Genomic DNA, 25107 nt, shown 5'->3' on the forward strand with positions numbered 1-25107 from the left:
TCTTTTGTTCGAAATATACCAAATACATTCGATTTCAAGAGGGGAAAGATGAGGAAAAAGTTGAATATAATAAAGAACAACTATTTTACTCAGGAGGTAAACTATGGAACGAATTGCATGGGTAACGGACAGTACAGGATTATTAGACGAAGAATTATCACTAAATGAACATGTATATGTAGTTCCGATGATTGTCATCATTGATGGCAAGGAATATGAAGATGGTGTTGACCTATTATCTGAGGAATTATATCGCAGGATGAATGAAGAAAAGATAAACCCGACTACTTCCCAGCCGTCTGTGGGTAGATTTTATGAGTTATATAAGATGCTTGAAAAACGCTATGATAGAATCATATCAGTTCATCTTTCCAGTAAGTTAAGCGGTACAGTTTCCGCTAGTCAGCAGGCCGCACAGATGGTTACGATACCTGTAGATGTTTTTGATTCTTTACTAATTTCTTTTCCGATGCTATTAATACTGAAACGGCTCATGCATTATGTTGAAAATGGTCACTCCATTGATGAAGCTTTCGTTAAAACAAGAAAATATGCAGATAGCCATGAAACCTATGTGTTAATAGGTTCTTTAGATCAGCTGTACCGCAGTGGTAGGTTAACAAATGCTCAATATTTTCTCGGAAGTCTATTAAGTTTTAAACCCATCATTTCAATTGAAGATGGGTTGCTTCATACTAAATCGAAACCTCGAAACCTAAAAAAAGCGGAAAAACAAATTTTTAGCGATTTTCGCAAATCATTTGCAACAGGAAAAGTGAAAGAATGCACTATATTATATGGGGCGCTGTCGGAGCAGACCCAGAAGTGGAAAGCAATGATTTCTGAAGAATTTCCTAATGTAAAGACGCATGTATCTCCACTCGGCAGTGCGATAGGGGTGCATACCGGTGAACAAACGATTGGAATCAGTTGGTTCAATGAAGATTAAGGCACATTAATAAGAACCATGGTAAAATAGAATGGACTTGGAGTGGTGAAATGAAACAAACTATAATTGAACTTACGGAAAAGTATGTATATAACCAATTGAATTCTGATGCCAGTGGTCATGATTGGTTCCATATCGATCGCGTTCGAAAGCTGGCTTTACATATTGCAAGAGAAGAAAAAAAAGGAAATGAATTTATCATTGAATTGGCGGCTCTCCTTCATGATATTCCGGATGATAAATTAAATCAGGATGTCGATGCAGGTTGGAGAAAGCTGGTTGACTGGTTTAGGGAAATTAACTTGGATGTAGATACTGTTAAGGATATTAAACAGATTATCACCACAATTTCTTATAGTTCTGGACACGTACAACTTCCTTCTATTGAGGCGGAAATAGTTCAGGATGCGGACCGTTTGGATGCGATTGGTGCCATTGGGATTGCCAGGACATTTGCATATGGCGGAAAAAAGGGGCAACCAATGTATGATCCGTCACTTATTGTACGTGAGAAGATGACAAAACAGGAATATCGGATGGGTAAAAGCTCTTCCGTTCATCACTTCTATGAAAAATTATTACGGTTACAAGACATGCTTAACACCTGTACAGCTAAGAAGATTGCAAGTGAAAGGCATGAGTATATGGTTAGCTTTTTAGAGGAATTTTACAAGGAATGGGATGTACGATTATGAAAGTTTTTAGCATGGAACATGTAATGAAAACACAAGGGGAAAAGCTATTATTTAAAGATGTTTCTTTTTCTATTACCGAAGGCGAAAAGATTGGGATCGTTGGTATAAACGGAACTGGAAAATCCACAATTTTGAATATTATTGCAGGTTTAGAAGATAGTGATTTGGGAACGAAGGATCATCCAAATGATTACACGATTTCCTATTTATCTCAAGATCCTTATTTTGATGAAAAATTAACGATTATGGAGTATATGTATGAAAGTTCAACTCCAGTATTTTCCTTAATTAAGGAATATGAAAAAACACTCGTTCAGCTGCAATTAGATCCACAGAATAGCACAACTCAAGACCGGTTGTTAAAGCAACAACAGGAAATGGATGCCCTTAGTGCCTGGGATACAAGTGCGAACGCACGAACTATATTGACAAAGCTTGGTCTTCCAGATCATTCAAGGAAATTGGGTGAACTGTCAGGTGGCCAAAAAAAACGTGCCGCTCTGGCAAAGACTTTGATTGAAACTCCTGATCTGCTTATTTTGGATGAACCTACGAATCATCTTGATTTTGAAAGCATTACCTGGCTCGAAGAATATTTGGCTAAATATCAGAAGTCCGTTTTATTTGTGACCCATGATCGTTATTTTCTTGATCGGGTTTCCAATAAAATTTGGGAAATCGCTCAGTCACAGCTTTTCGAATATAAAGGAAACTATGCTGACTATTTAGAATCAAGAGCTATTCGGGAAGAAAACGAATCGACCGAACGAACGAAAAAGGAAAGTCTATTTAAAAAAGAATTAGCGTGGATTCGTAAAGGTGCAAAGGCACGTACCACTAAACAAAAGGCACGGATTCAACGTTTTGAAACATTAGAAACGGGTGTGAAAGATAAGCAAAAAACTGAAAGTCTTGAAATGGAATTAAGTGGTGCCCGCCTTGGGAAAAAAGTTCTGGAGATGCAAGATATTTCTAAATCTTTTGGTGATCAGTCTATCATCAAACATTTTTCCTTCCTATTCAAGCCAGGTGACCGCATTGGAATCGTAGGTAATAATGGCAGCGGAAAGTCTACGTTATTGAACATTTTGGCTGGGCGAGAATCGATAGATGAAGGAAATCTTGAAATAGGACAAACAGTGAAAATTGGTTATTATACGCAAGAAAGCGTTGATATGGATGAGAATCTTCGCATGATAGAATATATCCGGGAAACAGCTGATTCAATCGCTCTTAAGGATGGCAGTTTTATTACTGCTGCACAGATGCTTGAGAGATTTTTATTCCCAATGGGTTCTCATGGTACCCCAATACGCAAGCTGTCCGGAGGAGAAAAAAGACGTTTGTATCTGCTTAACATCTTAATGGGAGCACCTAATGTCCTGCTTTTGGATGAACCGACGAATGACTTGGACACGCAAACTTTGACAGTTCTCGAGGATTATTTAGAAACGTTTTCAGGTGTAGTTATTACCGTATCACATGATCGTTATTTTCTTGATAAAACCTGTCATCAGCTCCTTGTCTTCAAAAATAAAGGTGAAATTGATTTTTATTATGGCAACTATTCAGAGTTCTTAGAGGAAAAAACAGAAGAGACCGTTCTTGAAAAAAAGCCAGAGCCTCAGATAAACCGCACAGAAAAGAAAAAGAAAAAACTAACCTATGCGGAAAGTAAGGAATGGGAAGAAATCGAAGGTAACATGGAACATGTCGAGCAGCGTCTGACAGACATCACAACAGAAATGTCAGCAGCGGGGAGCGACTTTGAAAAAGTTCGTCTGCTTCTTGAAGAGGAAAAAGAACTAACAGATAAATTAGAGTATATGATGGAAAGATGGACGTATTTAGCGGAAAAATTAGAAGAGGAATAAGTGAGAGACTGGTCCAGGGGAAGTATGCTTGGTCCAGTCTTTTTTTGTCTATCTCAATTGCATGAGAATCTGTGGCCATTGTGATAAAATCTAGTACATGAGTACGTCTTGTAAAAGGAGAGAAAAGTATTGAAAATAAAATCAATAGAACCTACACCAAGTCCAAATACAATGAAAATTAATCTAACAGAAGAGCTCTTAGCAGGTAAAAGTAATAATTATAAAAAAAATCAAGCCGATCAAGCACCTCAGCTTATTAAAGATTTATTTACGATTGAAGGGGTGAAAGGCGTATATCATGTTGCCGACTTTTTAGCAGTTGAGCGTAATGCGAAATATGATTGGAAAGATATCTTGGTCCAAATTCGTCAAGTGTTTGGTGAGAAAACTGAAGAACAAAATCAACAAACGGTAATAAATGAACATTATGGTGAAGTAACAGTTGCTATTCAACAATTCAAAGGAATTCCGATGCAAATTAAAGCAAGTGATAGCCAACATGAAAAACGCTTTGCTTTACCAGAATATTTTATTAAAGGTATTGCTGCTGCTCAAAAAGAAGACGATAATGTAGTCTTGCTCCGAAAATGGAAGGATTATGGTATCCGTTACGGGGATATGGATAATATCGTGAAAGAAGTAGCGGATGAGTTGGTTGCCGCTTTTCCGGAAGAACGAATTAACCAGCTAGTAGCTGCTGCTCAAGAAACCGTTGATAAAAAAGAGGCATTCGTGAAGCGTCCCAAAATAAAACTAACCGCAGAAATGTTGAATGATGAAAATTGGGAAAAACGTTATCAAGCGTTAGAACAAATGGAAGATCCAACGGTTGAAGAGATTCCAGTATTGGATATAGCCTTGTCTGATAGTAAAGTCTCTATTCGTCGACTTGCTGTTGTTTACTTAGGGATGATCGAGGATACAAAAGTACTTCCGAGCTTGTACAAAGCATTGAAAGATTCAAGTGTGGCAGTAAGACGAACAGCGGGTGACTGTTTATCTGATCTAGGTTTTGAAGAAGCAATGGGAGAAATGTCGCAATCCTTATCAGATAAAAATAAACTAGTAAGGTGGAGGGCTGCGATGTTCTTATATGAAGTGGGAAATGAAACAGTCCTACCCTATTTAAAACAAGCTGAACAGGACCCAGAGTTCGAAGTGGCTCTACAGGTTAAAATGGCTATTGACCGAATAGAAAACGGAGAAGAAGCAAAGGGTTCAGTTTGGAAGCAAATGACAGAATCAAGGCAAACAAATGACAAGTGACTTTAAAAATCGTTTTATCAACAAATCATACAAATTGCATGTTTCTATTTTGTAGGCAAAAGGTATTCGGATGGACTTAATTCCGGATGCCTTTTTGTTATTTTTATGCTCTAAAAATGTCCCGCTTTAGGGCATATTTTGTAACCAGATTTTCAGTTAGTCAGATTCACAGAGAGCATCCTCTGCAGAAATGATTTTTTTATATGCCTTGGTGTATTGATACCATAACAACTTTTGACTTGGGTAATTTTAGTGAAAATTATGCTTGTCGATTGAACGAGTACAGTTTTTACTGACCAATCATGTGTTTTTGATTTATTAACAGTCAAAAACATGCGAAATAGTATGTTTTCTACATGAAACCATTTCTTATAGGAGAAAAATATCTTTTCTATTATTTTAGTAAAACTTTTTTATGGATATTTAAGAGTTGAATGGTTGCATTTGTATGTAAATATGTTAGAATTTTTAGAGTATACTAAAAATTAGATTATATTAAATTATTAGAGAAGTGAAAATTGGGGGTTACAACAAATGTCTACATCAAATATGAGAAGTGATATGATTACAAAAGGAATCGACCGTGCTCCACACAGAAGCCTTTTGCGTGCAGCAGGTGTTAAAGAAGAAGATTTCGGAAAACCATTTATCGCGGTTTGTAATTCATACATTGATATCGTTCCAGGTCATGTTCACCTTCAGGAATTCGGTAAAATAGTGAAGGAAGCCATTCGTGAAGCTGGCGGTGTTCCTTTTGAATTTAATACAATTGGGGTAGACGATGGAATTGCCATGGGCCATATTGGTATGCGCTATTCTTTACCAAGCCGTGAGATTATTGCAGATTCTGTAGAAACGGTTGTATCTGCACATTGGTTTGACGGTATGGTTTGTATTCCAAACTGTGACAAGATTACACCGGGGATGATGATGGCAGCTCTTCGTGTTAATATTCCTACAATATTTGTAAGTGGCGGGCCTATGAAGGCAGGGAAAGACAAAAACGGTAAATCTCTTTCTTTAACGTCTGTTTTTGAAGGTGTAGGAGCATACCAAGCGGGTAATATAAATGAAGAAGATTTGCAAGAACTTGAGCAAGTTGCATGTCCTACGTGCGGTTCTTGTTCAGGGATGTTTACAGCAAATTCCATGAACTGTTTGGCCGAAGGTTTAGGTCTTGCACTTCCAGGTAATGGTACAATTTTGGCTGTAGCCGAAGAACGTAAGGATTTTGTTAAAAAATCTGCCAAACAATTGATGGAAATAATCAAACAAGATATTAAACCTCGTGATATCGTAACGATTGATGCAATTGATAACGCATTTGCTTTGGATATGGCGATGGGTGGTTCGACTAACACAGTGCTTCATACACTTGCATTGGCACATGAAGCAGGTTTTGAATATCCTATGGAACGCATCAATGAAATAGCAAACCGCGTACCACATCTTGCGAAGATTGCCCCAGCATCTGATTATCATATTGAAGATGTACACAATGCTGGTGGTGTGAGCGCAATTATACATGAGTTACTTAAAAAACCAGGTGCCTTTAACGGTGATTGTCTTTCTGTTTCAGGTAAAACGCTACGCGAAAATGTTGAGGGTTGTGAAATATTGGACAAGGATGTTATTCATCCGTTGGATAACCCGCATTCTGAACGTGGTGGTCTTGCTGTATTGTTTGGTAACCTTGCTCCTCAAGGCTCAATTATTAAAGTGGGTGCTGTTGACGAATCTGTTGGTGGATACCACAGAGGGCCAGCGATCTGCTTCGATTCACAAGAAGATGCATTATCTGGAATTATTACTGGCAAAGTAAAAGAAGGTAATGTTGTTGTCATCCGGTACGAAGGTCCAAAAGGCGGGCCGGGCATGCCGGAAATGCTGGCGCCTACTTCCCAAATCGTTGGCCGAGGTCTTGGTGCTAAAGTGGGATTAATTACTGATGGACGTTTTTCAGGTGCATCTCGAGGCATCAGTATCGGTCATATCTCCCCAGAAGCAACTGAAGGTGGTCCAATCGCATTTGTAGAAGATGGAGATATCATCGAGTTAGATTTGAATAATCGTAAAATCGAATTAGAAATTTCCGATGAAGAATTTGAAAAACGCAAAGCTAACTGGAAAGGTTTCGAGTCAAAAGTTAAAACAGGCTATTTAGCCCGTTACTCTAAACTTGTAACTAATGCTAGTTCAGGCGGCGTAATGAAAGTTTAATTTAGATCATGTGAAATAAAAACACGGTAGAAGAATTAAATCAATTCTTTTACCGTGTTTCTTTGAGAAGACTATTTTTATAGTGTTTAATATTTGATATTTGACCAGTTTGTGTGCTAACACGGTTTCATAAATACTTTAACAAAAGTTGTAAGCGTCATTTTTGCATATGGACTTAAGAATATAGTATGATTATACTAATTGAAGAATTGTAACCAAGGAGGTTTTTTTATGTCTATGGCATATGATGAATATATGAAACAAATGGTGAAGCCTATGCGTGCTGAATTAGTTCAAGCAGGTTTTGAGGAGTTAGAAACCGCTGAAGCTGTTGAAAAATTTATGGAAGCTGTCGAGGGTACAACATTGGTTGTAGTGAATTCAGTTTGTGGCTGTGCTGCCGGGTTAGCTCGTCCAGCTGCTACTCAAGCTGTTCTCCAAGCAGAGGATAAACCAAAGCATCTTGTAACCGTATTTGCTGGTCAAGATAAAGAAGCAACAGCCAAAATGCGTGAGTATTTTGACGGAATTGAACCTTCTTCGCCATCCATGGCACTTTTAAAAGGCAAAGAAGTCTTACATTTCATTCCACGTCATGAAATTGAAGGCCAGCCGATGGAAGCTATTATGGATAACTTGTTAGCAGCATTTAGTCAAGTGAAATAAGTGATAAAGTAGAATGTCCTGGAAACAGGGCATTCTTTTTCAAATTTTTAACAGTTTAAAGGGGTAGGACGATGTTTATCACAACAGCAGGAAGAGCCGATAATGAGACAATAATGATGGCCAAAAAGTTAGCAGGAAAATTACATATTCCTTTTATTGCCCGAAGAAAACGCTCGGTTAGGGCGATTCAATCAGAAAATGGTGAAGATGATTGCCTTGTTTTTGGAAAAATGAGAATGGAGCTATATCGGTTTGAAGAAAAAGAGCCATTCTTTTTTCATCCAAACCTTGCTATGATCCGAATAAAAAGAATAAAACAAGGAGAAAGTGATCCTTTTCTCGTTGCTGGAGATATAAAGGAAGGAAGTACTGTGCTTGATTGTACAATGGGCTTGGGCTCAGATGCGATTGTCTCAAGTTTTGCTGCTGGAGAAAATGGACAGATTAGTGCTTTGGAAGAAAATCAATACTTGGCCTTGCTCGTTGACCATGGTTTGAAAACATGGGAGAATGCAGATGAAAAGATGATTCAAGCGATGAGAAGAATTAAGGTCATTCATACTGATCATTACGAGTTATTGAAAACATTACCGGATAATCATTTCGATGTGGTATATTTCGATCCAATGTTTGAGGAAACGATTCAAGAATCAAATGGGATTAGGGGATTGGCTCATTTTGCGGAAGGTCACGACTTAACAATGGAAATAATGAAAGAAGCCAAGCGGGTTGCGCGAAAGAGAGTCGTGTTGAAGGACCATTTTCGCAGCTCCCGCTTTGAGGAATTTGGATTTGAAGTATTAAAGAGAAAAACATCCAAATTTCATTATGGCTACATTTCTGTACTGTGATTAAGCTTTGTAATCTAACTCATTTAGACCTACCGCACAGCCCTCACGGCTTGAATCTGCAGCACCATAGCTTGACCCGTCAGCCGGGTTGATTTGTATTGCCTGAACATTCCCTATAGAATGGGGCACTTCATTAAATGCAAAGCCCATTGCTTCTAAGTGGCCTTTGCTAATCATATCAATACCTGATTCCCATTCAATATGAGGGCCCATAGGAGTGAAAATTCTAGGTTCTTCAATGGCTGCTTTTAAGTCCATTTTTAAATCAAGTACATTTATGATCGTTTGTACGACTGAACTGATGATGGTCGGTCCTCCTGGAGAACCTAGCGTCAATATAGGCTCACCGTCTTTAAAGATGATGGTTGGGCTTTTACAGCTGACAGGACGTTTATTTGGCTGTACTTCATTCATACCGCCTGGAATGGAATCGAAATCCGTCAGTTCGTTATTCAGCATGAAGCCATAGTCGGAAACCATGATACCGGAACCGAATGGATGTTCGACAGTTGATGTACATGCAGCAATATTTCCCCATCTGTCACGGACAGTAAAATGAGTCGTTTCACTACGTTCTTCGTCATTTGGTTGTGGGATGACATCCCTTTGTTTCACAGAATCATATATCCAAGGATTTCCAAAGTCAATTGCATTATTTCTTGCCTTAAAATTAATGAATGAGCGTCGTTTAGCTATATATTCATCATGCAAAAGACCCTTTAATGGTAATTCGGCAAATTCGGGATCAGCTAGAAAAGCCTTTTTGTCAGTAAATGCTAGACGCATTGCTTCGGCAATTAAGTAATATTTTTCCCATGAATGCACATCATATTGTTCTAAGTGGAAGCTCTCCAATATTTTTAGAATTTGAATGACAGTGAATCCTCCTGCACTTGGGGCCATCGATGAAGCAATTTGGTAATCCTTATAAGTACCAAACATTGGTTCATCAATGGTTGCTTTATAGTCCTGTAAATCAGAAAGTTCCATAAAACCTCCAAGTTCCTGAATACAGGAAATGATTCCTTCTCCGATTTTACCTTCATAAAAAGCGGAAATTCCATCACGCTGTAATATTCGATAGGTATTAGCCAATTTTTCTTTTATTAGGAGGTCACCAGCTTTGTATGGTTTACCGTTTGGAATGAAGAATTTACGGGCTTCTTCACCTAACCGATACTCAAAATTTTCAAGGGCATCACAAAATACCCAATTGACAGGAACTCCTTTTTCAGCGAATTCAATAGAGGGCTCAATAAGTTCTGCTAATGTCTTACTACCGTATTCGGAGAGAGCTTCATCCATAGCCTTAAGAATTCCTGGAATACCAACTGCTGTAGCTTTAATCGAACGTTTTTTAAATGGGATGACTTCCCCTTTTTCATCAAGAAACATGTTTGGATGCGCGGCTTTAGGTGCTCTTACATGGCCATCGAATATTTTAGTTTCATTATTCTTTTCGTTATATACCATAAGAAAACCACTGCCACCGATACCAGTCATCATAGGTTCTACAATATTCAGAGCAAATTGGATGGCAACCGCCGCATCAACCGCATTTCCACCTTCACGTAATATTTTTTCCCCAATGGAAGTAGCTACGGGATGAGCGGTAACGACCATTCCGGCCTTCCCTGTGGCTGTTTCCCTCTTGTAATCATCTTTAGTGTTTCCATTGTTGTTTTCCAAAGTAATTCCTCCAGTATTCAGTCCTTTTATCTGCCAAGTCGTAACGCCTTTTTTAAAAGAAAACCTTGTCATTACTGATGAATGACAAGGAGATTTTTCGTAGGTATTTATTTATTCTTAATCAGCAAATGATAAATATACGAAAAATGCTAACGTTACAAGACATAAAGCCACCATGGCAGTCGTAGTCAAAGCCATATAAGACCCCTCCTTAAAAAGACTTGAATCTTATTAAGTTCTCCAAATATCGTCAAAATCCTTCATTTACAAATTGAATAGTGGATATTTAGTAAAAAAGATTGGGTTCATGAACTTTATATAGGTATTTATCCATTTTAAAGATTTTTGAAACCTGGGTAACTATTTATTCGTAATTACTAAAAAATAAAAGTATACTAAATATAAAGAAAATAATAAGAAGAAGGGGGAGTGTGGAATTTGAAAGCGACGGTTTGGTTCAGGAAAAGTCTCGTCATTTTAGTATCCGTTTTGACATTTGGGCTTGTCACTCCTTCAGATCTATCGTGGCTGGCTGAAGCCGATTCGTTAAAGGATACTAAAAAAGGGTTAGTAGAAGAAGAACATTTATCCTATCTTTCTTCTCAAAAACCTACTGATATAGAAGAGGAATTTAATCGGGAAGAGTTCTTATCAGGCATTCTGAATAAAGCTGAGGAAAACGCATTTATGAAATTTGGCGAGAAAATCAATCCTAAAATTGGTGATGAATTCAAAATAGCCATATTACCAAAAATGGAAGATGCTATTACAGAAATAACGGCCCAATTTCCTGATGAAAAATTACAGCAATTAACGATTACAGAGCAGCCAAGTGCGGGTAGAGCGGAGAAAATTTTTCATATATTTGATTCGATAAGCGGCAAGGATATCATGCGGTTCCATGTCAGGCAGGAGAATCCGCCATTAGAGGGATATTGGTTTGATTTTCATTATCATACCTATCATGATTCATATGCGACCCATTATGATTTAGGAAAAATATATTGGGATAAAAATACACCCCCAGAGTGGACAAGTAAACAAAGACTCTCTTAGTAGCTTGGTTCCATTGATTTTAAGCACATGTAAGAGTATGATAATTGTTATATAAGTATTAAATGATACGTTGTTATGCAACGTATTTATTTTGTGTTAAACAAAGTACAAGATTAGATATTTTAAAGCTAGTTAAGTAAGATGATCTTTTTCAATTGGGTTTCTACTTTTATAGTTACAGTAGCAGAGGAGTCTTCATCATGTCAGAGTTGTTAAATAACGTCATTAATACATATGCTCAATTTTTTGACTGGAATATGTGGGGTGAGGTTTTAACCGACCCGGTTAGCTGGGGATTGATTGGTACGCTCGTATTAATGGAAGGTCTACTGTCAGCGGATAACGCTTTGGTTTTGGCGGTAATGGTCAGGCACCTGCCGGAAAGACAACGGAAAAAAGCTCTTTTTTATGGTTTGTTAGGTGCTTATGCTTTCCGGTTTGTAGCAATTGGAATAGGTGTTTTCCTCATTAAACTTTGGTGGGTGAAGGTCATTGGAGCCGCCTACCTTGGTTGGCTCTCGTTCAAATACTTTAGAGATAAAAGAAAAAAACAAGCTGGAAACGATGAAGATATTCAGGGAATGAGTAAAAACAGCTTACTGATCCGCATGTTTGGTACCTTATGGGGAACGGTTGCTGCTGTAGAATTGATGGATATTGCATTTTCCGTCGATAGCGTATTGGCCGCCTTTGGTGTAAGTGAAAAAGTCTGGGTCCTCTTAACCGGTGGGATGATTGGTGTCTTGATGATGAGGGGCGTGGCTGGGTTATTTTTAAAGCTGATTGATAAGATTCCAGAATTAGAAACTGCAGCATATGTTTTAATAGGGTTCATTGCTATAAAAATGCTTATTGCTGTTGCAGGGATTGAAATTCCTCATGCTATCTTCTTTGCCTTTATTTTCATTATTTTCGGCACTACGATCGTATTTCATTTTAAGAAAGAAAAAAGGGTTAAAGAACACGGTTAAACACTCAATAATAAAAGCTGACATCAAAATGATGTCAGCTCAGTTTGTAGACAAAAGGGGTCCAGAATGTTTTAATTCTGGACCCCTTTTGAAATTCCCTTTGAATTTTGATCAAGATTAAGAGATTGGGCCTCTACGAGCCCACTTTATTAAGCCATTCTTGGACCTTGCCATGTCCAATTGGCAATCTTCTTTAAATTCATGGCAGCGAATGTAAGCATCGCCTGCATCGACAATTTTTTAAGTCCCCTTAAAGTAGTCCAACGCATACCATGCTTTTCTTTTGCATCTGCGAATACACGCTCTATTGTTTCTTTGCGTTTCGCATATATAGGTTTTACATCCTTGTGGTGACGCAGATGATCTGCTTCTTCCATATAATTTTGCCAGATATGGCGTGTCACCACTTTTTGATGGTCTTTGCTTACTGTACACTGTGATAAAAATGAGCATGTCGCACAAGTGTGTTTGGGTGATTTGTACTCGCGATAGCCCTCTTTATTTGTTGTTGAGTACTTTAAAATCTCGCCCGATGGGCAGAGATAACAATTAAAATGTTCATCGTAAACATAGTCATGCTTGCGAAAGAACCCTTCTTTTGTCCGTTGACGTGTATAGGGTAAAGCTGGTGTGATTTCTTTCCCAAAAAGGTAGCTTGTAATGGCTGGTGTTTTGTAAGCTGCATCTGCGGCAACAGCTTCAGGTTTTCCAACTTTCTCAATCACTTGTTCAACAAGAGGCTCTAAGGTATGACTATCATGCGTATTTCCTGGTGTTACAATCGTCCCCAGCACAAAACCGTTGCGGTCTGCAGCCGCATGAAATGAATAGGCAAACTGTTTTGTTCGTTCATCTTTTACATAGTAGCCACTCTCAGGGTCAGTTGAACTTTCTTTAATTTCTTTGGTTTCTTCTTTATCAAATTTATCCGGTGGAAAAGGCTTCTTTCCATTGTTTTCACGATCTTGATTTATTTCTTCTTGAAGGCGTCCTTGATATGCTCGTGTTTCCTTACGAACGATTTTCTTTTCGAATTTCCGCTTACGCTTATTCGCACTGGCTTTCACATGTGTTGAATCAACGAATACGTGCTCTGCACTAATTAACTTTCTTTCTGAGGCTGTCATTAAGATACGATAAAAAATCTGTTCAAACAGGTCTGTATCTTTAAAGCGACGCTCATAATTTTTCCCGAACGTTGAGAAGTGAGGTATTTTATCATGGAACCGTAACCTAAAAACCAACGGTAAGCCATATTCGTTTCAACTTCTTCAATCGTTTTACGCATCGAACGAATACCGAAGGTATATTGAATGAATGTCAATTTAATAAAATAACTGGATCAATACTTGGGCGGCCTATCTCTGAATACATCTCTTTCACCAAGTCATAAATGAAAGTGAAGTCAATGGCCCCCTCAATTTTACGAACCAAATGGTTCGCTGGCACCAGTTGATCCAAAGTAATCATTTCAAGTTGATCTCGCTGAATAGAATTATGTTTCGAAAGCATCGTCATCACCTCAAGTTTTAATACTCCTATATTAAAACAAAAAAGACTGTAGGAAAAAGTGTTTATTTCTAATTGTTAAAACAAAGTTGATTGGAACGGAAGGTGCGAGACTCCTGCGGGAAAAGCGTGTCCAAGGGAGACCCCACAGGCGCAAAGGCGCCGAGGAGGCTCCCTGACCGCCCGCGGAAAGCGAGTGCCCTACGTTCCAATCAACGTTCGAATTTTTACAACCCCTCAAAAAAACTGTAGACAAACTCGATTTTCATCGAGTTTGTCTACAGTCTGAGCTGACATCAAAATGATGTCAGCTTTTTCTTTGGAAAATATCAAATAGTTGAAGAATGACAGTAAATGTTGTGAAAAAAAGAAAAGGTAAAAAAAAGTTAAGCCAGAGTGAAGTGAGTAAAGGATGTAGCAATATACCGAAGAAAATAGAGAACAGCAAAAGGTCGAGAATGATAAACACTTTTAAACTGTAGATATCAAGAACTTCTTCGGCAAGTTCACGGTGCTCATGCAGGATGACCTTTTTATTAATCGATTTCATGTAATCACCTTAAACCTTTTACGATTAGATACTGTTGATATATGAAAAATCCGGAGAATTGGTGCTTAGTGGGAGAAATCTTCAGCCAAATTTACCAGAAAAACATAAAGTTAATATATTGTCTTAATATGCTATACTAATATAATAGTATAGGGATTTTTTTATAGTTTAATATACATATATTTTCGCAATATACATTGGATTTAAGGAAAGGAAGGGTTGAAGGTGAAATATAAAAATTGGATAGCAATACTTGTATTATTTGCTTGTTTCCTTTCAATGCTTTCCCTATCCTTAGCTAAAGCGGAAGGAGTGAAATGGCGGAATTTGACGAAAGATAATCCTTTAAGGCAGGCGGAAATATTGCAGGATAATAAAGAACTGCAAAGTTTATTTTTATTTCCTGAAGAGGATTTCGATGAACAGGAAGCCTTAAGGATTGTAGAAACTATTGATGCACTTCCTCATTCCCTACTGTTGAAAACTGTAGACCATGGAGTGAGAATGAAGCTATTCAACGGAAATTTGACAGAAAATCAATCAGCGGCCTATTTAAAAGGGAAAGCTCCACGTGGTTATTTGAATAAAGATACAACATGGGATTCCGTTCCAGGCATGGGTGGTTCATATACCGTATTAGTTAAAATCGGTGCAAGCGATAAGGGAAAAGGACATGGTTCTGTAAATTTGGAGCTACATGAGCTTGCGCATTCCATTGATAATATTGTTTATGATGGCATCCGTGAGGACATAGATTATTTGAGAATTTGGGTAAAGGAAGTAGATGTACTGTTTCCAGGACAGTCTTATTTTTTAAATTATCCTGAAGAATACTTTGCAGAAACATTTGCCATGTTTTATGTAAACTTTGAACAAAATCAACTACTTAGACAAAAAGCACCTGAGACTTATAATTTTATTAAACAATTAGATTAAACATTGAGCTGAAATACGTTAAAATAAGAAGGATGAATGTAGAAAAGGTGGTTTACCATGAAGCAATATTTAGATTTATGTAAGCATGTACTTGAAAATGGCACTCAAAAAGGTGATCGTACGGGAACAGGAACGATAAGTACCTTTGGATATCAAATGAGATTCAATTTAAAGGATGGGTTCCCTGTCCTTACAACGAAAAAAGTTAGTTTAAAAGCGATTATTCATGAATTATTATGGTTTTTAAAGGGTGACACAAATGTCAGCTACCTTCAGGAAAATAGCGTGCGCATTTGGAATGAATGGGCTGATGAAAAGGGAGAATTAGGCCCGATTTATGGTCATCAATGGCGTTCTTGGGGAGCAGCGGATGGAAGACAAATCGACCAAATCAGTGAAGTGATTGAACAAATTAAAACCAATCCAAATTCAAGAAGATTGATAGTAAGTGCTTGGAATGTGGGAGAACTGGACGAAATGGCATTGCCGCCTTGCCATGCTTTCTTTCAATTCTATGTGGCTGATGGCAAGCTTTCGTGTCAGCTTTATCAGCGTTCTGCCGATGTATTTTTAGGTGTTCCGTTTAATATAGCTTCATATGCGCTATTAACGATGATGATTGCCCAAGTATGTGATTTAGAAGTTGGTGAATTTGTACATACATTTGGGGACGTTCATATCTATTCGAATCACCTTGACCAAGTGGAACTGCAGTTGACAAGAGATCCCAAACCACTGCCAATCATGAAAATAAATCCGGAAGTGAAAAATATCTTTGATTTTAATTTCGAGGACTTTGTTCTGGAAAACTACGAAGCCCATCCCCATATAAAAGGTGAGGTTAGCATATGATATCGTTGATAGTGGCCATGGGTCAAAATCGAGTGATAGGGAAAAACAATCAACTACCGTGGTATTTACCAGCAGATCTCCAGTATTTTAAAAAAGTGACGTTAGGTCATCCAATTGTGATGGGCCGTAAAACATTTGAATCAATCGGGAGGGTGCTGCCTGGTAGGGAAAATGTCATCGTTACCCGAAATCTTGAATTTACAGCAGAGGGCTGCACTGTATTACATGATATTTCAGAAATTAAGACGTTTGCGGATAAAAGTGACAAGGAAGTCTTCGTGATTGGTGGAGCGGAAATCTTCAAAGAAATTCTTCCTTTTACAGACCGCTTATATATTACGGAAATTCATGAGAACTTTGAAGGTGACACTTATTTTCCGGAAATTAATGATGAAGAATGGGAAAAGATCTCATCTCTCCCGGGTATCATGGATGAAAAAAATCTCTATCCGCATGAATATATTATCCTGCAAAAAAAATAAGAGTGAAATCCGATTATGGAACATTAGCCATAATCGGATTTTTTGGTTTAAAACAAACAAAAGATAGAATTTTTAGAAAAATCAATTACATTAATAACAGTAAAGTGCTATAATAATTGAATTGATTAGGAAGGAAATGAGGGATTGTTATGAACCAGACTGTATCTATGAATAGGGGGATTCAATTGGAAGATATTCTAATTGCCTATAGAGAACTGAAAGAGATTGTTTTACATACTCCTTTACAAAAAAATCAGAGGCTCTCTGAAAAATATGAATGTAATGTTTATTTAAAACGAGAGGACCTTCAACATGTACGTTCCTTTAAATTAAGAGGAGCTTACTATAAAATGAAAAGCTTGACCCAGGAAGAGACGAAGAACGGAGTCGTATGCGCCAGTGCAGGAAATCATGCACAAGGAGTGGCCTTTTCCTGTAGTCAATTAGGAATTCATGGGAAAATTTACATGCCTGCTACAACACCAAGGCAAAAAGTCGATCAAGTTCAGTTATTTGGCAGGGAAAATGTTGAAATAGTCTTAATTGGTGATACATTTGATGATGCATTTGCCATGGCGATGGAATGCTGTGAAAAAGAAGACCGTTCCTTTATCCATCCTTTCAATGATGAAAAGGTAATCGCCGGGCAAGGTACAACAGCTGTTGAAATCCTAAATGATTGTGAAGATGAAATTGACTATATATTCGCAGCAATCGGTGGTGGGGGACTAATGGCCGGTGTTTCAAGTTATTTCAAATCGGTCTCGCCGAAAACGAAATGTATTGGAGTAGAGCCACTTGGTGCTGCTTCAATGGAATATTCGTTCAAAGAAGGAAAAGCGACTGAACTTGAAAACATAGATACCTTTGTTGATGGTGCGGCTGTTAAGCATGTAGGAGAGATGACATATCAGATTTGTAAGGAAAACTTGGAAGATATCGTTGTCGTTCCTGAAGGGAAAATCTGTACCACGATACTGGATTTATATAATCAGCATGCGATTGTGGCTGAACCGGCTGGGGCGTTATCAGTAGCTGCACTGGATTTATATAAAGAACAAATCAAAGGAAAAACAGTTGTTTGTCTTGTCAGTGGGGGTAACAACGATATTGGCCGTATGCAGGAAATTAAGGAAAAGTCTTTATTATTTGAAGGTCTGCTTTATTACTTTATCGTAAATTTCCCACAACGGGCAGGAGCACTAAGGGAATTCCTTGATGAGGTGTTAGGACCGAATGATGATATTAGCCGTTTTGAATATACGAAGAAAAACAATAAAGAAAGCGGGCCGGCCCTTGTTGGTGTGGAGTTAAAAGACAAAAATGATTATAATGGACTGATTCAAAGAATGAATAAAAAAGGATTCTCCTTTGTTGAAGTCAATAAAGACAGTAATTTATTTCACTTATTAATTTAATTATAGACAAAATGGTAAAGTAGGATAGAATAATAAATATGTTTTTACATTTTATTCTACCTGCACATTTGTTATAAATAATCTGTCGATAATTGTTACCATTTTATGAAGAAATGCCAGTTTACTTTCAATTGGTTGGAAATGGTATTATAATCAGAGTAGGTCGAATTACAACACCAAAGGGGATGTATCAATGTCGAACATTGGAGTACCTGGTCTAATTCTCATCTTAATATTAGCATTAATTATTTTCGGTCCGAAGAAACTTCCCGAGATAGGTCGTGCTTTTGGACAAACACTGCGTGAATTTAAAAAATCTACGAGTGAATTAACAAAAGGTGATTATGAAGAAGAAAAGAAAACACAACAAAAAAATCATGAATAATTAAATGCTGGGCGTAAGATGGTACCGTCTTGCGCCTTTATGCTGAAACAAAGATACGGATTTTCAGATGAAGGCGTGATCAACTTTGGAAGATAAAGAATTAAATATCATCGATCATCTCGATGAATTGAGAAAACGGCTTATCATTACGGCTGTTGCTTTTTTCATCTTTTTTATCGTCAGTTTTATTTATGTTAAAGATATCTATAATTGGTTTGTGAAGGATCTTGATTTCGACTTAATGGTATTAGGACCGAGTGATATTATCTGGATTTACTTTATGCTTTCAGGAGTTGTAGCCATTGCCACAACGATTCCGATAATTGCTCTGCAAATCTGGTTATTTGTTAAACCGGCTTTGATGCCAAATGAAGTAAGAGCCACGCTTGCCTATATACCTGCTCTCTTCATACTTTTTATCGGAGGACTTGCTTTTGGTTATTTTGTCATCTTCCCAACCGTTCTTCAATTTTTGATTGAATTGGGCGATGATATGTTCATAACCAACTTTACAGCGGATAAGTATTTTTCATTCGTCTTGAATATGACACTTCCTTTTGCTGTTTTATTTGAGCTCCCTGTAGTTACCATGTTTTTGACCTCAATTGGTGTAATTAACCCATACGTGCTTCAAAAATTAAGGAAGTATGCTTATTTTGTACTTGTGGTTATAGCGGTTTGTATTACGCCACCTGATTTTATGTCAGACTTTTTGGTTATGGTTCCTCTATTGTTATTATATGAAATCAGTATTTCACTATCTAAAATAGTGTATAAACGTAAGGTGAAGCGAGAAAGTTTACTTGAAGAAACCTTTAATAACGAGGAAGATTTATAAAAAAATGACCCATGAAGGCATTATGCCCTTGTGGGTCATTTTTAATTTAAAAAATGCTGGGGCTTGTCAGTTTTTTATACATATGAATATTTATACTTTTGGGTTTATTGTGTATAATATAAGCAATCGGTTAAAAATGAGGATTGATAATTTGATGTTCAAATGCTTGGAATTCAAAGATTGTTTTGGACATAAGGTCACAATTTCAGAAATTCCTGTTTTATTGCCTAGTGATCCGAATTTTTTTATGTTGACCGTGCGTTTGGAAGTGTTTGTAAAACGAGTTTTTGATAATAAAGATCATAAAGAAAATTACTCATTTAAGCATTATTTAGCATCAGTACTTAAACGGCCTGTTTATCACAAGATTTTTCATGAGAATTTACTTAATAATGCTTAATGTGGACTGTTCCATAGCTAACTTCTCCTATAAAAGAGATGCCTCTAATTCCATGTAATATCGAATAAGCGGCGTGTGGTTAGTTGGCTTATGGGATGGTCTTTTTTTTGTGTAATCATTTAGAATTAAATGTATTCTTTAACATAGAAAATGAATAGTTTAGTTTGAATGCGTTCTTTGAGTAGGTATAATACAATAGATATGTTAATTTAGGGATGTGTAATTATGAATAAAGTAAAGATAGTAACAGACTCAACAGTAGATATGACACCAGAAGAACTAGAATATTATGATATAACAATGGTTCCTCTATCAATCTATATTGATGGAGAGACTTTTTTGGATAAGGTTGAAATAGAACAGGAAGAATTCTTGATAAGAATGAATCTGTCTAAAGAACTTCCAAAAAGCTCTCAACCAGCAGTAGGAACCTTTGTGGAGGTATATGATGAACTTGGGAAAGACGGTAGTGAGATTATTTCTATTCATATGACTGGTGGTATGAGTGGCACAGTCCGCTCAGCGGAGAGCGCGGCTAGTATGTCTGATGCAAAAGTTACCGTTTTAGACTCTAAATTCATTTCAAAGGCCATGTCATTTCAGGTTATTGAGGCAGCAAAAATGGCGAAAGAAGGGAAATCTTCTGAAGAGATAATTGAACGCCTAGAAAACATTAAAAAGCAGTCAAGTTTAATCATTGTCATTGAAACTCTTGATAACCTTGTGAAGGGTGGAAGAATTGGTAAAGTTTCTGCGTTTATTGGTTCCCTATTGCACATCAAGCCGATTGCTCTTCTTGACGATGGTGTACTGAATCCTGTGTCCAAAGCTAGAAGCCAGTCACAGGTTGTGAAATATATTGTCAAGAAATTCAAGGAAGATACACACGGAAAAACAATTAAAAGCATTGGGTTTGTTCATGCAAACGGTTTTGAAATTGCGGATAAAGTTCGTAAATCCATATCAGAATTATCAGGTTTTCACGATATAAAGATAGAGGCAACTACTGCTGTAGTCAGTACCCATACAGGTGAAGGCGCCATGGCTATTATGTATTATTGGGACTGATTTCTTATAGAAAAGCAGTTACCGAAGTTATGTGTATGATTTGAGCTATTTCATTGTTCAATAAATTGTCTTTAGATTGTAGAAAGAGTTACTTTTCTCACACCACTTGGTCTGGTAGAATAAATGAAGTAACAGAATATTTTATACATAAAGGACGGGGTAGGGATGAGAATGCTGCATTTGCTTAAGGCAGCTATAGGCACAACGGTATTATTGCTGTTAACAGCATGCGGTTCAAGCGGAGTACCTGATGCGAAAAACTGGGACCTTGAAAATTTCAGTTACATAGATCAGGAAGGGGAACCCTTTTCAAAAAGTGACCTTAAAGGAAAGGTTTGGGTCACGGACTTTATCTTTACAAGTTGTGAGGATGTATGTTTGCCAATGACTTCAAATATGTCTAAACTTCAACAAATGTTGAAGGACGAAGGCATCTCAGATGTAGAGTTTGTTTCCTTTTCAGTGGATCCAGAGATTGACAAACCCGATGTATTAAAAAAGTTTGGAGATCAATTTAATGTAGACTACGGAAACTGGCACTTCCTAACTGGCTATGGTCAAGAAGAAATCGAGCAGTTTGCATTGGAGAACTTTAAAACACTTGTTAAGAAACCTGAAAATGAGGACCAGGTTATCCATCAGACTAGCTTTTTTCTAGTGGATCAGGATGGGAAGATTATTCAAGAATACACAGGTTTGCAGGATATTCCATTTGATGAAATCATCAAACATATTAAAATTTTACAGAATTATTGAACAGGTTAAATTACCTGTTCTTTCTGTTTTTATAGTTTTAAAATGAAAATAAAGGGAAAAGTCCATTATCCTATAGTCAAATAGTTGTAAATCGTTTATGAACGAAACAGCAGAAGTGAAGAATGATTTTACATGCTAAGTACATGCTAAAATTTATAGGACTAGCTTTTAATCCCTGCTTTTTTTCATAGTATATAGTAACTATTGCTTTAGCAAAGAGTAGAATAGAAAGAGGGTATATTGTTTGCAATCTTTCGTTTTCTACATGATATAATATATGGGTAGGAAGGTGAGGATCATGTGGTACAAAATCACCTGTCTTTTCATATGCCTAGTTTGGATTTCAGGTTGCAGTCAAAGTGAAACTGTTTCAAATCAGTCATCAGTTCAGCAAAAGAGCGTCATTGAACTGAGTGAAAAGGAAACCATTCCAGCCAGCTTTTTTCCGGATCCTGTTCAAATTGTTTCCATCGGTGATTCCTTGACCCAAGGTGTCGGGGATAGCAAAGATAATGGCGGCTATCTGCCTTATTTACAAAATAAGCTGGAAAAAGAACCATCCATTATTTCTGTAGAGATGATTAATCATGGCATTCGGGGAAATCGGACCGATCAACTTTTAAAAAGATTGGATAAGGCAGAAATTCAAGACGACATTGAACAAGCCGACTCCATAGTTGTCACAATCGGTGGAAATGATATCATGAAGGTATTTAAACAGAATTTTTCCAACTTGGAACTGAATCAGTTTGATTCAGCAAAAATAGGATATGAAAAAAGATTAAGACAGATACTTGATAAGGTGCGCTCTGAAAATGATCACGCCCAGATTTACCTTGTGGGTGTATATAATCCATTTTCAAAATGGTTTGCCGATTTTTATGAACTTGATATGATCATGAATGATTGGAATGAAAGCGGGAAAGAGATTATCAAGGAATATGATTCAGCATATTTTATCGAGATAGATGATATTTTTAAAAACTCTGAAGAAGACTTGCTGTATGCTGAGGATTATTTTCATCCGAATGATCGCGGGTATGAGCTAATTGCAACAAGAATCTATAATAACATGGAAATTACCACTATTGGAAAGGACACGTTAGAAGCTAGTGCCAAAGGAGATGATGACCAAGAATGACAAAAGTCAAATGGAAGGCTTTGTTTATTTCTTTATTAGCCCTAAACATCCTGGTCATCCTGTTCGTCCTGATTTTAGTTAATCTTCCGGCTAAAGATAAAGAGCTGATACCAAAAGTAAGTTACGAAGAGGATATACAATTTCAGATTCATACGAATCGGGAAGACCTGACTCGATTAATCAACCAGTATCTTGATAAAGAAGGATTGACAGGATCTATTCATTATGAAGTTTTTTTAACGGATGAAGTCGAGCTGTATGGAACAATGCCATTTTTTAATCGTGAAGTTGAAATGAAATTAACGTTTGAACCAATTGCTCAAAAGAATGGTGATTTGATCTTAAAGCAAAAGTCTGTTGCTGTTGGACAGATGAATCTTCCGGTTTCATATGTCATGAGTTTAATTAACGATCGGTATAATATGCCGGAGTGGGTCAGTATTCGCCCCAACGACGAAAGTATTTATGTATCACTGCAGGATATGGAACTTAAAAGCGACATTAGGGTAAAGGCAAAAGAATTTGATTTGAAAAATGATGATATTTCATTTTTATTGACCATCCCGTCTTCGCTGCAGTGAATAAAGAATAAATGGGTAAAAAACCAGGATCAAGGTATCCTGGTTTTTTACCCATTTATGGAGTTAATGTAAGTGTTTCTAATGCAGGTTGATCTTGATTCAATCCGATTATATAAATAGTTGAGGAGGTATCTGCTTGAAAATCTGTGTTGGGTAATGAGAGTGCAACATCTTTTGTACCAGCGGTTCTCACTTCAAAATCAACTTTCATAGGGTATAGATTTAAATATTCGCTTACTTTACGAAACGGAAGGTTTGCAAACACGACATCTCCATCTTTTACGGCAATATCGACTGAAGGTGTATCATATGATAGATGGATAAATCGTACCTTGGCTTCATTTTGAGGAACAAATGGATTATCTTCTAAAGTTAACATTTTCAACGATTCATTTGCCCCAGCGGCAGCGACTGTAAATGATTTTCCACTTTCGAGCCCGACCTTCCGGCTCAATATGGTTGAAGTGGTTTGCCCAGTAGGGTATATATCGATTTGATACATTCCAGGGGGTAATGATAAATAACCACTGTTACCTTTATATACAAAGTTCTTGAGAATGCGCATTTCATTTACATATACATCGATAGCTGGAGACTTTGGGGCAGCGTGTAGAATTCTTACATATGAGGGTGCTACTGTATTTCTTTGTTCATATCTCATGGGTTGTGTTGCTTTTTCGAGACTTTTTAAGTGCTTATGATAATAATAATCATGCAGATGTGGATTGCTGTATTTATAGTAAGAGGATAGTAAATCATAAGCTACGGCTTTTTGTAAAAATGATTGTTTATCGCTCAAATTCCTTCACCTCTCATTTTATTCATTATGAACCCATCATATGGAAGTATGCTTGGGCATGTGTCAAACCTAACTTGAAGTGGTGAGACAGCATATATTAATCATTTTGAACAGCAAAATATTTTACAGGGCAAGATAAAAGCGTTAAAATGCATTCAATGGAACGTTTGCATAAAAGGAGGATATTTCATTTGACTAAGCAATTAGAGAAAGCAACATTCGCAGGCGGCTGTTTCTGGTGTATGGTAAAGCCATTCGATGAGCAGCCTGGTATCGAATCAGTTATCTCAGGCTATACAGGGGGTACAAAGGAAAATCCTACTTACAAAGAGGTTTGTTCTGAAACCACGGGACATTATGAGGCTGTTCAGATTACTTTTGATCCGAGTGTATATCCTTATGAAAAATTAATCGAATTGTTTTGGCAGCAAATTGACCCAACTGATCCAGGAGGACAATTTTATGACCGTGGCAGTTCCTATCAAACGGCGATTTTTTATCATGACGAAAATCAACGCGAAATTGCTGAAGCTTCCAAAGTAAAACTGCAGGAGAGCGGCAAATTTTCCAAATCAATTGTTACTCCGATTATTCCTGCCCAAACGTTTTATCAGGCTGAGACGTATCACCAGCATTATTATAGAAAGCAACCTGAGCATTACGAAAGGTATTCGATTGGGTCAGGACGTAAATCATTTTTACAACATCATTGGGGGGAAAAAGATGAACAGTAAAGAAGAATTAAAGCAGAAACTTTCACCAATTCAATATGAAGTCACTCAAAATAATGGGACAGAACCAGCTTTTCATAATGAATATTGGAACTTGAAGGAAGCGGGACTATATGTAGACGTCGTTTCCGGCAACCCTCTATTTACTTCAAAGGAAAAGTTTGATTCTAGCTGTGGATGGCCAAGCTTCACTAAACCGCTAGTGGAAGAAGAAGTGGTAGAAAATCTAGATACTAGCTACGGTATGAGAAGGATTGAAGTGCGCTCAAAAACTGCCGATTCTCATCTTGGTCATGTTTTCAATGATGGACCCGGACCATCTGGATTACGTTATTGCATCAATTCTGCCTCGTTAAAGTTCATTCCGGTCCAAGATCTTGAAAAAGAAGGATACGGGGAATATAAGAAGTTGTTTGATTAATTA

The 25107-nt window shown here is 37.3% G+C and carries 25 protein-coding genes and 1 pseudogene; 22 read left to right on the forward strand and 4 right to left on the reverse strand.

The genetic code is table 11. The features are described 5' to 3' along the window. The first annotated feature begins 103 nt into the window (after positions 1–103). The 7 genes from JFU24_RS27065 (at position 104) to JFU24_RS27095 (ending at position 8521) form a co-directional block, all read left to right on the forward strand. Entirely contained in the window at positions 104–949 is an 846-nt protein-coding gene (locus JFU24_RS27065; protein ID WP_057216836.1) for a DegV family protein, read from the forward strand. Between the two features lie 50 nt (positions 950–999). Further along, positions 1000–1644 carry an HD domain-containing protein gene (locus JFU24_RS27070; protein ID WP_201250747.1) on the forward strand — a complete coding sequence of 215 codons (645 nt, stop codon included), beginning with the start codon at positions 1000–1002 and terminating at the stop codon, positions 1642–1644. Continuing rightward, a complete protein-coding gene (locus JFU24_RS27075) occupies positions 1641–3518 on the forward strand; it encodes an ABC-F family ATP-binding cassette domain-containing protein (protein WP_201250748.1) in 1878 nt (625 codons plus the stop codon). Before JFU24_RS27070 ends, JFU24_RS27075 begins: the two co-directional genes overlap by 4 nt. Positions 3519–3647: 129 nt before the next feature. Next, complete coding sequence (locus JFU24_RS27080; protein WP_201250749.1) at positions 3648–4784, forward strand: conserved virulence factor C family protein; 1137 nt, start codon at positions 3648–3650, stop codon at positions 4782–4784. Positions 4785–5333: 549 nt separating this feature from the next. Then, on the forward strand, positions 5334–7004 hold the full coding sequence (gene ilvD, locus JFU24_RS27085; protein WP_201250978.1) for a dihydroxy-acid dehydratase: 1671 nt from the start codon (positions 5334–5336) through the stop codon (positions 7002–7004). A 231-nt stretch (positions 7005–7235) separates the two neighbouring features. Continuing rightward, positions 7236–7670 (forward strand): BrxA/BrxB family bacilliredoxin, encoded by a 435-nt coding sequence (locus JFU24_RS27090; protein WP_201250750.1) that lies wholly within the window; start codon positions 7236–7238, stop codon positions 7668–7670. 71 nt (positions 7671–7741) lie between these two features. Continuing rightward, positions 7742–8521: a class I SAM-dependent methyltransferase gene (locus JFU24_RS27095; RefSeq protein ID WP_201185445.1), complete on the forward strand. Its 780-nt coding sequence runs from the start codon at positions 7742–7744 to the stop codon at positions 8519–8521. On the opposite strand, the gene ggt is transcribed toward JFU24_RS27095, so the two are convergent. Further along, positions 8522–10210 (reverse strand): gamma-glutamyltransferase, encoded by a 1689-nt coding sequence (gene ggt, locus JFU24_RS27100; protein WP_242485402.1) that lies wholly within the window; start codon positions 10208–10210, stop codon positions 8522–8524. It abuts the gene before it with no gap. A gap of 438 nt (positions 10211–10648) precedes the next feature. On the opposite strand from ggt, the gene JFU24_RS27105 reads away from it, so the two are divergent. Together JFU24_RS27105 and JFU24_RS27110 are read left to right on the forward strand one after the other, a co-directional pair. After that, complete coding sequence (locus JFU24_RS27105; RefSeq protein WP_201223944.1) at positions 10649–11266, forward strand: YpjP family protein; 618 nt, start codon at positions 10649–10651, stop codon at positions 11264–11266. Between the two features lie 200 nt (positions 11267–11466). After that, the gene (locus tag JFU24_RS27110) at positions 11467–12237 is read left to right on the forward strand and encodes a TerC family protein (protein ID WP_201250752.1); all 771 of its coding nucleotides are present in this window, start codon (positions 11467–11469) and stop codon (positions 12235–12237) included. A gap of 149 nt (positions 12238–12386) precedes the next feature. Here JFU24_RS27110 and JFU24_RS27115 read toward each other — a convergent pair. Together JFU24_RS27115 and JFU24_RS27120 are read right to left on the reverse strand one after the other, a co-directional pair. Continuing rightward, a pseudogene (locus JFU24_RS27115) lies at positions 12387–13749 on the reverse strand (IS1182 family transposase). Between the two features lie 304 nt (positions 13750–14053). Then, positions 14054–14296: a hypothetical protein gene (locus JFU24_RS27120; protein WP_053346628.1), complete on the reverse strand. Its 243-nt coding sequence runs from the start codon at positions 14294–14296 to the stop codon at positions 14054–14056. Between the two features lie 225 nt (positions 14297–14521). On the opposite strand from JFU24_RS27120, the gene JFU24_RS27125 reads away from it, so the two are divergent. The 11 genes from JFU24_RS27125 to JFU24_RS27175 all read left to right on the forward strand — a co-directional run bounded on the left by JFU24_RS27125 (position 14522) and on the right by JFU24_RS27175 (position 23153). Beyond that, positions 14522–15232 carry an anthrax toxin lethal factor-related metalloendopeptidase gene (locus tag JFU24_RS27125; protein ID WP_342214728.1) on the forward strand — a complete coding sequence of 237 codons (711 nt, stop codon included), beginning with the start codon at positions 14522–14524 and terminating at the stop codon, positions 15230–15232. Positions 15233–15289: 57 nt separating this feature from the next. Beyond that, complete coding sequence (locus JFU24_RS27130) at positions 15290–16084, forward strand: thymidylate synthase (protein WP_201223946.1); 795 nt, start codon at positions 15290–15292, stop codon at positions 16082–16084. Next, positions 16081–16566: a dihydrofolate reductase gene (locus JFU24_RS27135; RefSeq protein WP_201185440.1), complete on the forward strand. Its 486-nt coding sequence runs from the start codon at positions 16081–16083 to the stop codon at positions 16564–16566. The genes JFU24_RS27130 and JFU24_RS27135 overlap by 4 nt, the downstream gene beginning before the upstream one ends. A gap of 149 nt (positions 16567–16715) precedes the next feature. Further along, positions 16716–17984: a threonine ammonia-lyase IlvA gene (gene ilvA / locus JFU24_RS27140; protein WP_201185439.1), complete on the forward strand. Its 1269-nt coding sequence runs from the start codon at positions 16716–16718 to the stop codon at positions 17982–17984. A gap of 193 nt (positions 17985–18177) precedes the next feature. After that, entirely contained in the window at positions 18178–18369 is a 192-nt protein-coding gene (locus tag JFU24_RS27145; protein WP_053346624.1) for a twin-arginine translocase TatA/TatE family subunit, read from the forward strand. 85 nt (positions 18370–18454) lie between these two features. After that, on the forward strand, positions 18455–19207 hold the full coding sequence (tatC, locus tag JFU24_RS27150) for a twin-arginine translocase subunit TatC (RefSeq protein WP_201185438.1): 753 nt from the start codon (positions 18455–18457) through the stop codon (positions 19205–19207). Positions 19208–19211: 4 nt separating this feature from the next. Beyond that, the gene (locus JFU24_RS30455; RefSeq protein ID WP_242485403.1) at positions 19212–19607 is read left to right on the forward strand and encodes a DUF2535 family protein; all 396 of its coding nucleotides are present in this window, start codon (positions 19212–19214) and stop codon (positions 19605–19607) included. A 225-nt stretch (positions 19608–19832) separates the two neighbouring features. Continuing rightward, entirely contained in the window at positions 19833–20675 is an 843-nt protein-coding gene (locus tag JFU24_RS27160; protein ID WP_056520834.1) for a DegV family protein, read from the forward strand. Between the two features lie 165 nt (positions 20676–20840). Next, entirely contained in the window at positions 20841–21431 is a 591-nt protein-coding gene (locus JFU24_RS27165) for an SCO family protein (RefSeq protein ID WP_116820621.1), read from the forward strand. Positions 21432–21729: 298 nt separating this feature from the next. After that, positions 21730–22572 carry an SGNH/GDSL hydrolase family protein gene (locus JFU24_RS27170; protein ID WP_201185436.1) on the forward strand — a complete coding sequence of 281 codons (843 nt, stop codon included), beginning with the start codon at positions 21730–21732 and terminating at the stop codon, positions 22570–22572. Beyond that, positions 22569–23153, forward strand: a complete 585-nt coding sequence (locus tag JFU24_RS27175; RefSeq protein WP_053346618.1) for a YpmS family protein — start codon at positions 22569–22571, stop codon at positions 23151–23153. Before JFU24_RS27170 ends, JFU24_RS27175 begins: the two co-directional genes overlap by 4 nt. Before the next feature lie 55 nt (positions 23154–23208). Here the strand turns inward: JFU24_RS27175 and JFU24_RS27180 are convergent, their stop codons facing one another. Further along, positions 23209–23952 carry a DUF4397 domain-containing protein gene (locus JFU24_RS27180; RefSeq protein WP_201185434.1) on the reverse strand — a complete coding sequence of 248 codons (744 nt, stop codon included), beginning with the start codon at positions 23950–23952 and terminating at the stop codon, positions 23209–23211. Between the two features lie 242 nt (positions 23953–24194). Between JFU24_RS27180 and msrA the strand changes: the two genes are divergently transcribed. After that, the gene (msrA, locus tag JFU24_RS27185; RefSeq protein ID WP_397443435.1) at positions 24195–24686 is read left to right on the forward strand and encodes a peptide-methionine (S)-S-oxide reductase MsrA; all 492 of its coding nucleotides are present in this window, start codon (positions 24195–24197) and stop codon (positions 24684–24686) included. Then, positions 24676–25104 (forward strand): peptide-methionine (R)-S-oxide reductase MsrB, encoded by a 429-nt coding sequence (msrB, locus tag JFU24_RS27190; RefSeq protein WP_201185431.1) that lies wholly within the window; start codon positions 24676–24678, stop codon positions 25102–25104. The genes msrA and msrB overlap by 11 nt, the downstream gene beginning before the upstream one ends. Positions 25105–25107: the final 3 nt, after the last annotated feature.

The sequence above is a fragment of the Peribacillus sp. TH27 genome, assembly GCF_016650915.1.
Classification (GTDB): domain Bacteria; phylum Bacillota; class Bacilli; order Bacillales; family DSM-1321; genus Peribacillus; species Peribacillus butanolivorans.

Excerpts from the sequence above, each read along its gene's own strand:
- ilvD (WP_201250978.1), top strand. The coding sequence starts at position 5,334 with ATGAGAAGTGATATGATTACAAAAGGAATCGACCGTGCTCCACACAGA.
- JFU24_RS27065 (WP_057216836.1), top strand. The coding sequence starts at position 104 with ATGGAACGAATTGCATGGGTAACGGACAGTACAGGATTATTAGACGAA.
- JFU24_RS27120 (WP_053346628.1), bottom strand. The coding sequence starts at position 14,296 with ATGAAATCGATTAATAAAAAGGTCATCCTGCATGAGCACCGTGAACTT.
- JFU24_RS27170 (WP_201185436.1), top strand. The coding sequence starts at position 21,730 with ATGTGGTACAAAATCACCTGTCTTTTCATATGCCTAGTTTGGATTTCA.
- JFU24_RS27160 (WP_056520834.1), top strand. The coding sequence starts at position 19,833 with ATGAATAAAGTAAAGATAGTAACAGACTCAACAGTAGATATGACACCA.
- msrA (WP_397443435.1), top strand. The coding sequence starts at position 24,195 with ATGGTAAAGCCATTCGATGAGCAGCCTGGTATCGAATCAGTTATCTCA.
- JFU24_RS27095 (WP_201185445.1), top strand. The coding sequence starts at position 7,742 with ATGTTTATCACAACAGCAGGAAGAGCCGATAATGAGACAATAATGATG.
- JFU24_RS27175 (WP_053346618.1), top strand. The coding sequence starts at position 22,569 with ATGACAAAAGTCAAATGGAAGGCTTTGTTTATTTCTTTATTAGCCCTA.
- JFU24_RS27090 (WP_201250750.1), top strand. The coding sequence starts at position 7,236 with ATGTCTATGGCATATGATGAATATATGAAACAAATGGTGAAGCCTATG.
- JFU24_RS30455 (WP_242485403.1), top strand. The coding sequence starts at position 19,212 with ATGACCCATGAAGGCATTATGCCCTTGTGGGTCATTTTTAATTTAAAA.
- JFU24_RS27075 (WP_201250748.1), top strand. The coding sequence starts at position 1,641 with ATGAAAGTTTTTAGCATGGAACATGTAATGAAAACACAAGGGGAAAAG.
- JFU24_RS27130 (WP_201223946.1), top strand. The coding sequence starts at position 15,290 with ATGAAGCAATATTTAGATTTATGTAAGCATGTACTTGAAAATGGCACT.
- JFU24_RS27165 (WP_116820621.1), top strand. The coding sequence starts at position 20,841 with ATGAGAATGCTGCATTTGCTTAAGGCAGCTATAGGCACAACGGTATTA.
- JFU24_RS27145 (WP_053346624.1), top strand. The coding sequence starts at position 18,178 with ATGTCGAACATTGGAGTACCTGGTCTAATTCTCATCTTAATATTAGCA.
- ilvA (WP_201185439.1), top strand. The coding sequence starts at position 16,716 with ATGAACCAGACTGTATCTATGAATAGGGGGATTCAATTGGAAGATATT.
- JFU24_RS27135 (WP_201185440.1), top strand. The coding sequence starts at position 16,081 with ATGATATCGTTGATAGTGGCCATGGGTCAAAATCGAGTGATAGGGAAA.
- msrB (WP_201185431.1), top strand. The coding sequence starts at position 24,676 with ATGAACAGTAAAGAAGAATTAAAGCAGAAACTTTCACCAATTCAATAT.
- JFU24_RS27110 (WP_201250752.1), top strand. The coding sequence starts at position 11,467 with ATGTCAGAGTTGTTAAATAACGTCATTAATACATATGCTCAATTTTTT.
- JFU24_RS27070 (WP_201250747.1), top strand. The coding sequence starts at position 1,000 with ATGAAACAAACTATAATTGAACTTACGGAAAAGTATGTATATAACCAA.